The organism is Candidatus Competibacter denitrificans Run_A_D11, assembly GCF_001051235.1.
In the GTDB taxonomy this organism is placed as follows: Bacteria; Pseudomonadota; Gammaproteobacteria; order Competibacterales; family Competibacteraceae; genus Competibacter_A; species Competibacter_A denitrificans.
In genome coordinates, this window is the sequence record NZ_CBTJ020000042.1 from 1 (window position 1) to 12,865 (window position 12,865).

Consider the following 12,865-nt stretch of genomic DNA (forward strand, 5'->3'; position numbering starts at 1 on the left):
TTCAGGCCCCGGATCGCTTGGATCGCCTCGTGTTGATCATGGCGCTCGCCATGCACTGGTGCGTACGCGCCGGGCAAGAGGAGGCCCGCCAGCACCCGACCCCGCTCGAAAAAAAACCCAGGAACAGACCGATCCCCACCATTGGACCTTTAAGAAAATCGGACGCAGCATGCTCTCCTGGTTTAAACGCGGTCTACGGTTGCTCCAAAGACGGCTCCAAATGCACCAACCCTTACCCCCCTTCTACCCTGCTTGCACCGTGATGAGAAACTGATAGGTGGTAAGATAGCTGCCCATTGTCAATTCAATGATTTGCTGTTTTTCTGGTTCATCAAGCACGCTGGCCAGAAAAATGTTGGTGTCAGGGACAATATTCATTCTGACAATTGTACATCTTTAGGAGTTACGCAGTTGAAATTCTAAGTGATTGATTAATAGATGATCTCTGTTGTCTGCGGTACAAATCGATTTCTTTTAAAATCAGAGCGTTAGAGATACAACTGCGTAACTCCTAATCTTATTAACGAAAAATCAAGAAAATTAATGCATTTCAGAAGGATAGAAGGATGTAGGCGAACATGGCCCGCCGTTTCGGTGGTGTTCGAATGACGGTGAAGGTGGGCGGTACTCACCCTGTCCGGCTGTAAAAAAAACCTGACAGTCGTTATGCGGCGTTCCTGGCCGGTGCCATACGATCATGGGGAGAACGGCCCCTATCACGGCTAAAAATTTGCGCTACCATTAAAGAATTCAATGAGTTTTTAGGGTTTTCTTGAACCGTCGGTTTTAGCGACGGCACAGGAGCGTACTCATGCCCAGTTATACCGCCCCCGTGCGTGACATGCAGTTCGTTATCCACGAATTGCTCAAGATCGACCGTTACGTCGCCACCTTGCCTGGTTTTGCCGAGGCCACGCCTGAAACAGTGGCAGCGATTTTGGCAGAGGCTGCGCGGCTTAGCGAGGACGTGTTGCAGCCGCTGAATGCCATTGGTGACCGGGAAGGTTGTCGGCTGGAAAACGGGGTAGTCTTCACGCCGCCCGGTTTCAAGGACGCCTACACGGCTGTGGCGGAGGGCGGCTGGCCCAGCCTGATCGGCCACCCCGATTACGGCGGTCAGGGATTACCCTATGTTTTGGGGTTGGCAGTCAGCGAGATGATGGCGTCGGCCAACATGGCGTTTACCATGTATCCCGGTTTGACCACCGGCGCTATCGAAGCCATCGAAATCGCTGGCAGCGACGAGCAAAAGGCGCTGTTCCTGCCCAGCATGATTTCTGGCCGTTGGACCGGCACCATGAACCTGACCGAACCCCATTGCGGTACCGACTTGGGGCTGTTGCGGAGCAAAGCCGAACCGCAAGCAGACGGGAGTTATCGCATCACCGGCACCAAGATTTTTATCTCGGCCGGTGAGCACGACCTAACCGAAAATATCGTGCATTTGGTATTGGCGAGGATTCCCGGCGGCCCGGATGGGGTTAAGGGGATTAGCCTGTTCATCGTGCCGAAGTATCGGGTGGAAGCCGATGGCCGGCTGGGCGCGCGGAATGCGCTGAGCTGTGGCGCCATCGAAGAGAAGATGGGCATTCATGGCAATGCGACCTGCCTCATGAACTACGATGGCGCAATCGGCTATTTGCTCGGTGAGGCGCATCAGGGATTGCCGACCATGTTCATCATGATGAACGCCGCACGGCTGGCGGTCGCGGTGCAGGGCTTAAGCCAAGCCGAAGTGGCCTACCAGAATGCGCTCCAGTACTGCAAGGAACGGCTGCAAGGCCGCTCATTGAGGGGTGCGCAATACCCAGACCAAGCCGCCGATCCGCTGATCGTCCATCCAGACATCCGCCGGATGCTGATGACGGTCAAAGTTTTCCAGGAAGGCGCGCGGGCGTTGGCATACTGGGCTGGCGTGACGGTGGACATCATCCGAAAACATCCCGACGCCGAGGCTCGCCAGAAAGCAGAAGATTTGCTGGGGCTGCTCACGCCGGTTATGAAGGCGTATTTCACCGACATGGGGTTCGTCTCAACGAACTTATGCCTGCAATGCCTGGGTGGCCATGGCTACATCGTCGCCTCAGGCATGGAGCAGTTTGTCCGTGACGCCCGCATCGCCCAAATTTACGAGGGCGCCAATGGGATTCAGGCCCTGGATTTGGTCGGTCGCAAATTACCCGCTCATAAGGGCCGGGCCATCCAATTGGTATTCGGAATCGTGCGAGGTTTTTGCGAAAAATATACCGATAACGCAGCGTTGTCGCCGTTCGTCAAACCCCTAGCGGATGCCCTGGAACGCTTGGTGACGGCCACGCAATGGCTGATGCGGCACGCGGTTTCCAATCCCGATAATGGGGGCGCTGTGTCGATGGATTATTTGTATCTGGTGGCGTTGGTGGCGCTGGGTTACCAGTGGGCGCAAGTCGCCCGTGTCTGTAAAAATAAGCTTTCCAATCCCGATGACGACAGCTTTGACCGAGCGTTTTATCAAAACAAAGTCGTCTGTGCTCAGTTCTTCATGGAGAAGATCCTGCCGGAAACGGCGGCTCATTTGGCCAAGATTCAGGCTGGGGCCGATTCGCTGATGATCCTGCCCGCCGAGGCATTCTAACGCTTGTCATCGGTGTCGCGCGCTTGCACTGATGGTGGCAGCACTGATCCTCACCAGGGAGGTTTTCCAGGGTTCTTAGCGGTAGGCGGGTGGCCTTCGCACCGGTGGCCCATCCAGTCCAGCGCCATCGCGGAATCCGGGAGACGGAGGGTTTGGAGTCATACCGTCGTTGGTCTGCGACCAACGGTCGCGGCGCTCGACCCGGCGAGCCGGCTGACATCCATTGGCCGGGGTGCAGTTGCCAACCAAACCACTGATTGCTTGGTTGGCGCTATCGAGGCTGCGCCGTATTTCGGTCCCCACTGACGAACCGGTGCGCTTGGCCCAATCACTAATATTTTCCGCTTCGCGGCGAAGATTGTTAGCGGCGCGACCGGCATCTTCTTGAAAGGCACGGATCGGATCGGTGGGACGAGCCAACCGGGTGCGGGGTGGAGGAATCGGCTCTGGTGGGGGAGTTCTGGTAGCGACGATATGCCGGGGAAGGGGGGGCTCAGGCCGAGGTGGCGGTGCCGGCGGCGACGGTCGCTGTGGGCGGCTGACCAGATCGATGGGCGGTATGGTATCGCCTGGCGGTGCAGCTTTGAGATTGGGGCGATTGACTGGTTTGATGGGGGGCTGTACCGGGGTCGATAACGTCTTGGGGCTGTTAGTGGTACTAATCAGCTCAATGGCTGGTAAGTCAGGATTGTGGCGACTGGGATAGGCAGCCTTGGGCGATGCCACTTTGGGGGCAGCCGGTGCGCTACTTGAGGGAGACGCGGTTATTTCTGTTGTGCGGCGTTCAGTGTCCTTAGTGGGCGCGGGCAGCCGACGCGGCGCAGCCAGCGGCGGGGCAGGCTCAAGGGATTGATGATCGGGTTTCACCGTGTTGGAGAAGGGCGGTGATATCTTCGTAACCGGACGTGGCGGCGGGCGAGAAGCGATCTCTGGAGCCGGTGCTCTGTTGCGTTTTGTGGTCGTATCCACAGCGGTCGATGCAGGCTTGGGCACTCTGTCAGCGAGCGTTTTTCTCGTGGTATTCGTTTTCGTCCGCGAGCGCTCAATGGCAGTCGTTGTACCCGCATTGTCAGCATGAGGTTTGCTGGTCATCGAAGCGTCTAGGGGTCTCACGCCGGTTTTTTCTGGGTGAGGTGTAGCCACTTTTTTGCCAGGTGGCTGCATCGGCACGACCGGCGTTTCCGGTGCTGATTTGGTTGCGGATGGTTTAGGTTCAGATCGAGCCGTCGCTTCAGTCGGTGCGATGATCGAAGGTTGCACTTCGGTCGGTTTTGCCGTGGTGGTTATTGGGGCGGCTTCTGGATCAGGCTCGTGCCCCTCCATCGGTTTGTCGGCGCTTCCCACCGCCTCGGCTGAAGAAATTCCGGCTTCCGGGTCAGAGCCGGTAGCCGGTGGCTTAGGCGTGTTAGCGACAGCGGGTTCAGCCGCTGGCGGTGGCGTTGACTCAGGTGGCTCGACTTGCGCCGGTGGAGCAGTGAGCGGGGCAGTCGGGGATGGCGCCAGCGCGGTGGTCGGTGCAGCCGAAGTTTCGGGATTAACAGAACCAGTCGCGGGCGTTGGGGCAGGCGACGGTTCGGGCTGCTGTGGTTTAGTGGCAAGCTGGGGAGTTGGGTTGGCGGGCATAGCGGGCGCTGGTGCTATGGCCGAAGGTGCGGACACGACCGGAGCGGATGGGGCAACCTGAGTTGGCTCGGTGGATGGCGGTGCTTGGATGATGGGGCGAATGACAGTTGCCCAAGCCAGAGCACCGGCGAGTCCCGCCGCACCGATCAGACCGACGGCGCGCTTTAACCCGGCAGGTCGCGTTGGGGAAGCCATGCGCCGGATTGGCCGATGAGGTCGATTGGGTGGTGTATCCGGCGGCAGCGTCAGTCTATAGGGCGCAAATGACGGAGTGCTCACATGACCGGAATGTAGGGTGGCAAGCACCGTGCGAATGTCGCTGCTGGCGCTGGGGCGCTCGGCCGGGTCTCGCGCCAACAGACGGGTGAGCAGGTCAATCAACAGCGTTGCCGCGCCGCCCTGGACTTGCTCTGGGTTGACCGGCACGGTCCAGAACTCGATAGCGCGTCGCAGTAAGATCCGCTCCTCGTCGGTCAAACCGCCAAGTTCGGTGCGGTGATTGCTGGCGCCTTCCTGGCCGTACATCGCCAGCAACTGGCCGAGGCGTCGCTGGGCCGCCGTGGTGGCTTGTCCGGTCAGCAGCGTAAAGAGCAATAACCCCAGGGCATAATAATCCGCGCGGAAATCAACGGCGTACTCATAGCCGTTCTCGCCTTGGCGGATCGGGAGAATTTGTTCCGGCGCCATGGTGGCCGGAGTGCCGATACAGGAGCTGGTGCTGTCGCCGTCCTCGCGTTTGAGCGAGCCGAAATCCGCCAGTTTGAGCAGCGCTCCCTCGGCATCCACTAAAATATTGCTGAATTTTAAATCACGGTAGACAAAGCCGGCACGATGGATAACATCCAGTCCATCAAGAATCTGCCCGGTCCAATCGAGAATGCGGTTGAGATCGGGGGGTGTGGCACCATCGCGGCGCAGTTGGAATAGCCATTGGCCCAAGTTGGCCTGTAGCCGTTCTAGAACCAAGACCGGCTGGCCGTCGGCTTGGCCGTGATCGAGCAAGGCGATGATGTGCCGGGATCGGGGGGATTCCAGGTCTCCGAGGAAATCGATTTCGCGTTGCAGGTGAGCACGCCAGTGGCCGTGCAGGCTGGGATCGGCCTGCGACATGGCCTCGGCATTGATAAATTTTAAGGCAACCGACCGGCCGGCGGGATCGGTAGCCGCCCAAACCTGACCGTAACTACCGGCTCCGGTCGATAATACGCCGTCGAGCCGGTATTCCCGGCCGTTAATGAGGATCGGTTGGCCGTTCTGCATGGAAAGTTCTCCGGAGTATCGTCCTCAGGACAGCCTGACTGGCCAGTCAACTGGCTTGCGTGCGTCGGGGTCATGAAGTCTTGCTATTTTGACACTATTCCACATGGAACCCATACCAAAACTGAATCTCATGGGCCAGCCTCGAATCTTTTCGGTACTGCTAGTGACGGTTTTTATCGCCGTTTGTGTCGGTTTGCTCTATCAACGGCTAGCCGCGATTTACGTTCGGCCGAGTGCTTTGCCCAAGACAGCGGTGAAAACGCCGCCACCGCGTGAGGATGCCCTGTTGTTCGAACAGGCGCTAGCCGCCGGCTTACTGCGATTGCAGGCGGATGGCCGGATCGCCGTGGCACCGGCCGATCTGCCGTTGCGGCGGGCTTACGCCGGTCTTCACCCCGATTTGGTGGTTCCGCGCGCTGCCGAGTGCGATTGGGTGGATGGCGTGTGGGACGAGCGCGTCAGTCGATTGCATAGGGTATTGCATTTCAACGCTGCTGGCCGCTATGTGCGCCGACAAGTGGACGCTTATAACGCGCGCCAGCTATTGGCAGCGATCCGGTGGCGAGCGGTTCCGGGCATTGAGGGGGTATGGCAGGCCGATTGGGCCGGAGCACCCTTGACGCTCACCGGGACCATGCCGGCGTCTCTAGATCGACTCTTAGCCGAGCAGACGACCGATTGGCAACCCTGGCGTCGAGTGGCGCGTTGGCCTGCATGGGAAGGCCGTTCCCCGGTACACTTTCAGTTGGTCTGGCCACAGCCCGCAAGCGGGGGTGAGCAGTTGGAGCTAATCGTGGTGGGTGAGATGACGCTGGTCAGCGGAGGGAGATTGATCGAAAGTGAGTCACGTTGTCTGCAAGATGCGTCGTGCGCCGAATCGGATGCCGTCGCCCGTTGGCTGCGGCTGGAACTGGCGGCGGGAGCGACAGGATTAGAGGTCAGTGTTTTACCGTTACCGGCCGATACGGCCCCTGGATTTTTGCCCTACGGCTCAGGCCGCATTCGACGGGAGGGTGAGCGGCTGATCTGGCGAGAGCGGCAGGCTGCTTTGCCTGAAGAGTCTGGCTGGCGGATGTGGGCGGTCACGAGTAAAGACTAAATGGTGATTCCGCCGCTGGCTGTTAAAGCGAAATCGTTGATTCGCTGGATCGCATTGGATGGCCGATGGGGGCTGTTTGCGCTCTGGTTTCTGCCGGTGTTGGGGATTTTGTGGACGGCAGGGGGGTCGCCAAACTGGCTGGAGCTACGGCTATTACGGGTCACCTTAGCGCCTGGCCAGGCTCTCACGCTAGGACGCGACACGTTGCAAGCCCCGCAAGCGGATAGCGAACAGCTCCTATTGCGTCGTGATATGACCGGTAGCTGGTTGCTGAGAAACCTGTCCGCCGGCAGCCCGGTCTGGTGGCGACCGGCGTATGAGGCCCAATCACGACCCATTCGGCAATGGCCACTGACAGCGGGCACTTCATTTACGGTAGGCGCACACACCGTGGCGGTGCTGGCTGCGGAAAAAAATCGTTTAATCCTGCGCCAGGGGGGGTGGCTTTGGCAGTACAACGGCTGGCACCTCCAGCGGGATGATCGGTTTTTGCCAGAATGCCGCCAGGGTTGGCGCGACCGTTTGCGCGGATGGCTCGCTACGGTGGGGTTGTCGTTGGGGTTGACTCGGCGGCCGCTACGTTTGGGGGGTGGCGTGTATTGCGCGGATCGGTTGGGGTTGGTTGATATACCCATTGATACCGCCGAAATTCAGCCAACGGGTATGGGATTCAGTCTGCGCCTGGGTGGCGCCGGGCAGCCGGATGGCCCGCCAGTCACGGTGGCTACCGGCACTGCCGCTGCTGTGCCCTTATGGCGTCATTCAGTGCCGTTGACTGCCGGTGATGGCTTGGCGGTCGGCCGCACTCAGTATCGGGTGCTTGAGGCCGGATCGGCTCTTTTGTTGGCACCGGTGGCCCGTGTCCAGCGCCACTTGGTCGGGGTACAGTTGCCCGCTCTGCCGCCGACGGTATCGGTGGCTTGGGGTGGGCCGGCTTGGTTGTGGCCGGCCGAACCGTGGGTGAGCATGCAGCGGTTTGGTTGGATGGTGGCGTTGTTGTTTGGGGTGGTTGGGTTGTGTTATTGGCGTCGGCTCGTTCTCCGAGCGTCAGAACGCATAGCGATAGGCTTGGCACTGGGCAGCCTATGCCTTGGGCTGTATGTTCAAGTGTTGGTGGTGCCGATTTTATGGCCCTATTTAATCACCTGGCCGGCGCTGTTAGTCTGGTTGCACACGGTGCGCTCACGATGGAGCCTTGGCTTGCTGGCTGTGCTGGCTTTATTGCTGGGCGGTGGGCTGATGGCTTTGTTGCAGTTGGGAGCGGGGGTTGAGGAAAGCGGCTGGCACCGCTATGGGAGCAGCGCTGCGGCGCTGGCCGGCGCTTTCGGCTGGTTGAGCTGGGCTGGCTGGCACGGTCGGCGCTACTGGCTACCCCCGCCCGGTTGGCTGACCGAGCGGCGGTTTAGTTGGATTTTAGGCGGGTTATGCGCCGGCTCATTGGGGTTGTTGGTGACCCAAGTGGTGGTTGGGGATGAAGGGGGTTGGGCAGGTTGGCAGCCGTTCGAGTTCAGCCAACTGGTTCTCGTCGCGGCGGCGGCGCGCGCGCTGACCTTGCGTGGCCGCTCCCCAGTGCATGGCTGGAGTTACCAGCGCGCTGTGCCTTGGCTGCATTATCTGGGGCCTCTGGGGTTGTTGGGGGCAGTCTGTAGTTTTATTTTCCTGTTCCTCCGCGACTTCTCGCCCTTCATGCTGTTGTTGTTCTGGGGTCTGGCGCTAATTTGGGCTTATTTGCGGGTGCATCCGCTGCCGCTTTGGCGCTGGTTTGGGCAGATTGCCGTCATTAGCCTGGCTTGCGCATTTGTCTGGGGATTGGCTTGGCTGCAAACCCGCCCGGAGACGCTCTCGCTGGATTTTCAAATGGACCGGATTCGGGTATGGGCGGCGCCAGAACAATATCCACATGCCGGTTACCAATTAAGACGGGCGTTGGAGGCAATTCGGGCGGGTGGTTGGACGGGAACGGTCTGGAGCGAGCCAGCCAACGGCCGGGCGATGGCGGTTCCGGTCGTGGAAAGCGATTTTGCACCGGCCTTTTTTCTGAACCGCTACGGTGGTCTGGCCGGTTTAATTCTGGCGGGCTTGCAAGCGATGCTCGTTGCGCTATTAATCTTGATTGCTGACCGTGCCTTGGGGCGCGATTGGCCTGGCGGTTACCGACCGGGGATGTTCGGCGGGTTCGCCTATTTTACTTTGTGCAGTGGTGCCGCCCTGCTGGGGGCGCATTTTCTGATTTCCTGGGGAACCAACCTGGGTTTCTTGCCGGTGATGGGCCAGCCGATGTCGCTACTCTCGGCTGCCGGCAGTCATCTTGTATTATTTGTCTTGCCGATCATCGCGTTGGCCGTCGCGGCCGAGGAAAAGAACCATGATACCGACTCCCACTGATGCGTTGGTCGTCTCTGATTACGTTGTTTGCGCCACCTTGCGCAAGGTACCAGACGTATTCAATGTGGAACTGCTGTGGGAGCGGGTGCGGGGTGGCCAGGAGGGAGTTTTTTTATTGGAAGCGCTGAAACGCCACCTCCGCGCGCCCTACGGGCACCACCATAAGGAAACCTGCTATAGCCATGTCGTTGCCCGCCTTCCCGAACGGGACTATCTGCGTGATGATCGACTGGACGAGGGCGCCCGTCGGGACGTATTGCTACGAGAGCTGCACCGGCTTCATCAACGGGATCTAGGCCGTCAATTGGGGGAAAACGCCACCGTCCGTTATCGCTTGGAAGGTGATCCGGTGTTGCGAACCGGCGAGGTGCAATTTCTATTTGGTCGGGCCATTTATCTGCCGGCTGAGGACGAAGTGCCCGCGTTTCATATCCAAGCCACTGGAGAAGGGCAGAGCGATTGGCGGCAATTGGGAGTCATCTATGCAGGCCAGCGCTTGACCTTGCTAAGCGGTGACCGGCGAGCCGGTAGCTTCGCGGTGCCTGGCTGGCCGTTTCCGAATGGGGAATCGGTGTTGGTGATGCTGCGCCCCGGCCCGGTCTCATCCTTGGTGGATGTGTTGGCCGACCCGCCAGGTTGCCTCAATCTGACCGACGACGGCGAGGGTGGCTTCGTGGTGCGAGACCGCCGTAACCGCGTGTTGCGTTTGCGGGTGGTGCGCATCGCTGGGGTAGACAGCACGGTGATCCGGGAGAATCGGGTGGTTACGACGACTGTCCGGCCAAATCCAGCCATCGTCGGCGCGATAGTGGCCGAGTCGGTTGTGATACCGGAGCGGTCACCGGCTACCGCTGACATGGATTATCCCGTGACCGATCCCTGGGGGCGGCGCGAACCGGTATTGGGCTTTGCCGCCGAATTAGGTGGCCCGTTCGAATCGGTGGCGGAATGGCCGACTCCACCACCGACGTTGCCGAAACTGTCAACGAGTCCTGAAGCGGCTGCGGTGATCCTGCAAGAACAGATGACCTGGATTCCCCAACGGCCGGCGACGGTCATCCGGGTGGCGGGTGTGGCGTTACAGCGGCTATCGACGTATGCCTCGGCCGGAATCACCGATTGGCGCATCAGTTTTAACCGCGCCGGCGCTATGGTGGCGGGTGGCCATCCCGATACGGTGGCCTGGCTGCGGGTTGATAACATGGATCGGGTCTTCGGGGAGGTCGTCGGGTTATCAACGCCGTTGGCGTTGCCGGGTGTGTGGCGACCCCTTCCTGAACTGGAGTTGGAGCTACACGATGCGCCACCGCCGATGGATGTCCATTACGCAGGTTGGATGCTATTGCCCGCGCCGCTGGCGCTGCCGGTGCCACGCGACCGGACGGTCAGCTTCGGGCGTGGCTCGGAAGCGGACATTGCCCCTCGTTTGTTGGCCGATCCACGCTCGTTACGCTGGGATGGCAATTCACCCAAAACTGTCGGTATCAGCGCTGAGTATTTGGGTTTATCGCGCCGACATTTGCAGTTACAGGCTCGCCAGGAGGACTGGTGGGTGCAGTTGGAAAGTCAGAATATGCCCGTTTACCGGCTGAACCCGACCGGGGATTTGCTGGATGTGCTCAGTCCGGGCGTCGATACCGCTACCACGGCCAAGCCGGGAGAATTGCTGGTGGTCGGTAGCTATGTGTTGGCGCTTGGGGAACTGGGGTGATCGGACGGACTACAGGCCGCGAGGGTGCCTGGGAGGATCGGTTACGGTTCTTTCACCAGAGGCCGACTCTGCATCCGAGCGGGATCGAATAAGCCTGATACGATCACCTCGCTGGATGCGATGGCGAAATTGAGATTCTGCCCCTTTTTAAGCACCATGGCGGCGATGCCGATCACCGTGCCGTCCTGCAAGATTACCGGCCCACCGCTGTTGCCAGGGCTGATGGGTGCTGAAATCTGGATGTAGCGCACTCCGTCGATTTCACGTAGCCCGCTGATGACTCCCGTCGAGAAGGTGCCTTCCAGTCCGTAGGGATTACCGATGACGAACACGTCGCGGCCGATCAGATCCTGGCTGTAGGCTTCGTTAAAGATGAAGCTTTCGCCGTTTTTGAGCGAGGTGGCCAGCAGGGCTAAATCCGGCTGCTTACTGCGTTTGCGCACGCTGGCTGTCGATTCGCGTTCGCCACATTTGACGGCCAGGTTATCGGCTTTTTCGATGACGTGATCATTGGTAATGACTAAGCCATCGGCCGATACCAGCAAGCCGCTGCCCAGATTATCGGTTTTACCATTGCGGGAAGTGACGATCAGGCACGTACGGGGAATGCTTTGCCGGTAGATACGTTGTCCCGGATTGGCGGTGTTTGGCTCTTGCGTTGAGGCGCTGGGAGCGCTCAGCGGTATGGCGTTGTTGGGGAAGGGTTCTGTAGGGTGTGTTGCGGTTACGGCTGTATCAGCGATTGTGGGATCTGGCGGCACAGCCGAGGTTGCTGGAGAGGTTTTGGGCGCCAAGACCGGCGCGGCGGACGGTTGCGGGGTTATGGTCGTTTTGATGGTTTGGAGCGCCTGCTGGGCACTCGCTCGCACCGCCTCGGTGGGATGGATGGTCGCTAGCTGCCGCAAGCGCTCGGTCAGTTGGGGTGGATCGCTGGCGAAGCGATAGGCGTTGGCGAAAGCCCCACCGGCCCGGCTGGCATCACCCATTTGCCCGTAGATCTCGCCCAACCCAAGCCAAGTTATCGCGTGGGTGGGCGCCAGGGAAAGGGTATAGATCGACAAGCGTTCGGCTTCCTTAAAACGTTCTAAGCGTAGGTAGGTGCGCGCGAGTTGGCTGGCGATTTCTGGATCAGTCGGATCGGCGATGAACGCCTGCCGGAAGGTGGCCAACGCTTCCTTGAGGGCATTGCGGGTCAACTGCTCCAAACCCCGCTGTTGTAAGGGGCGAGCTTTAGCCGAGTCGCCTGCTTTAGGTCGGGGCAGATTTTCCAGTTGCTCTCGGAATGCCTGGACACCGGTTGAGTCGCTGCTGACCGCCTGAGCGATCATCTGCTGAACGTGATAATTGATGGTTTCATATGGACTGGCCGCACCAGCCGACGCGAGGTGGCTTAACCCTACCACCAACACCAGCACAGCCCAACTAGGTTTCATGAGGCTGCCGAGCGCTGGGCCTGGGTCGAACGAGACCGGGAGTTAAGCGGGCGGATGCCTGGATTGGTCGGCAATGGCGGGACGATGGGGGTAGCCACGGGAAGCTTGTAGAGGCGCAGCGTGTCCAGTGCAGCATTGCGTAGGGTATCAGCCGCCTCGTTTTCCGCGATGTTGCGCAGGATTTCCTCCGCCCGCATCGGATTCTCGGCAAAACGATAGGTATTGGCCAAGGCGCCCACCGCGCGCCGGGTATCGTTTTGCAGCCCATACACCTGAGCGAGTTGAAACCAAGCCACTGCGCGGGTTGGCTCTAAGGCAAGTGTCTGCTGTAAAGCGGCTTCGGCCTCTGGCAGCCGATTGAGTTTGCGATAAGCCAAGCCTAGATAATTGAGCGCTTCGACGTTGCTGGGATCAGATTGGCTGGCTTGCCGCAAGGCGGTTAGGGCGGCATCTAGCTGATCTTGTTCCAGCAAGGCGCGTCCACGCTCGAAAGCGGCCCGCGCCCCGACAGCATCCTTGGGCTGAGGTTTGGGGCTTTGCGCCAGCACCTGCTGCGTGGCAGTGAGGCCGTGCTCATCGTTGTTGGCTGCCAATTCAATCATCTGCTGGATGTAATAGCGATTTTGGTCGGTCGTCTGCGCACTCGCCGGTAAGACGCCCGCCCCGATGGCCAACAACGGCACCAGGGCGACGCAAAGGGTGTTGTACATGGCGTAAACCGCTGGCAGCCAATCGCCGGA

General features: G+C 59.8%; 8 protein-coding genes. 4 read left to right on the plus strand and 4 right to left on the minus strand.

Annotated features, from left to right (window positions below; all coding sequences use genetic code 11):
- Positions 1–243 precede the first annotated feature (243 nt).
- Entirely contained in the window at positions 244–378 is a 135-nt protein-coding gene (locus tag BN873_RS21145) for a hypothetical protein (RefSeq protein ID WP_277921591.1), read from the minus strand.
- Positions 379–811: 433 nt separating this feature from the next.
- Between BN873_RS21145 and BN873_RS09320 the strand changes: the two genes are divergently transcribed.
- The gene (locus tag BN873_RS09320; RefSeq protein ID WP_048673208.1) at positions 812–2,614 is read left to right on the plus strand and encodes an acyl-CoA dehydrogenase C-terminal domain-containing protein; all 1,803 of its coding nucleotides are present in this window, start codon (positions 812–814) and stop codon (positions 2,612–2,614) included.
- Positions 2,615–2,689: 75 nt separating this feature from the next.
- Here the strand turns inward: BN873_RS09320 and BN873_RS09325 are convergent, their stop codons facing one another.
- On the minus strand, positions 2,690–5,497 hold the full coding sequence (locus tag BN873_RS09325; protein ID WP_048673210.1) for a protein kinase domain-containing protein: 2,808 nt from the start codon (positions 5,495–5,497) through the stop codon (positions 2,690–2,692).
- A gap of 103 nt (positions 5,498–5,600) precedes the next feature.
- Here BN873_RS09325 and BN873_RS09330 point away from each other — a divergent pair, with 103 nt between their 5' ends.
- Genes BN873_RS09330 through BN873_RS09340 form a run of 3 tightly spaced genes read left to right on the plus strand, consistent with a single transcriptional unit; the run spans position 5,601 to position 10,692 of the window.
- Positions 5,601–6,596, plus strand: coding sequence for a hypothetical protein (locus BN873_RS09330; protein WP_048673212.1), 996 nt, complete (start codon positions 5,601–5,603; stop codon positions 6,594–6,596).
- Positions 6,597–8,981 (plus strand): FtsW/RodA/SpoVE family cell cycle protein, encoded by a 2,385-nt coding sequence (locus BN873_RS09335; protein WP_048673214.1) that lies wholly within the window; start codon positions 6,597–6,599, stop codon positions 8,979–8,981.
- Positions 8,962–10,692, plus strand: a complete 1,731-nt coding sequence (locus BN873_RS09340; RefSeq protein WP_048673217.1) for a hypothetical protein — start codon at positions 8,962–8,964, stop codon at positions 10,690–10,692. Before BN873_RS09335 ends, BN873_RS09340 begins: the two co-directional genes overlap by 20 nt.
- 41 nt (positions 10,693–10,733) lie before the next feature.
- Here the strand turns inward: BN873_RS09340 and BN873_RS09345 are convergent, their stop codons facing one another.
- Together BN873_RS09345 and BN873_RS09350 are read right to left on the minus strand one after the other, a co-directional pair.
- Positions 10,734–12,125 (minus strand): trypsin-like peptidase domain-containing protein, encoded by a 1,392-nt coding sequence (locus BN873_RS09345; RefSeq protein ID WP_048673219.1) that lies wholly within the window; start codon positions 12,123–12,125, stop codon positions 10,734–10,736.
- Positions 12,122–12,835, minus strand: coding sequence for a tetratricopeptide repeat protein (locus BN873_RS09350; protein WP_048673221.1), 714 nt, complete (start codon positions 12,833–12,835; stop codon positions 12,122–12,124). Before BN873_RS09350 ends, BN873_RS09345 begins: the two co-directional genes overlap by 4 nt.
- Positions 12,836–12,865: the final 30 nt, after the last annotated feature.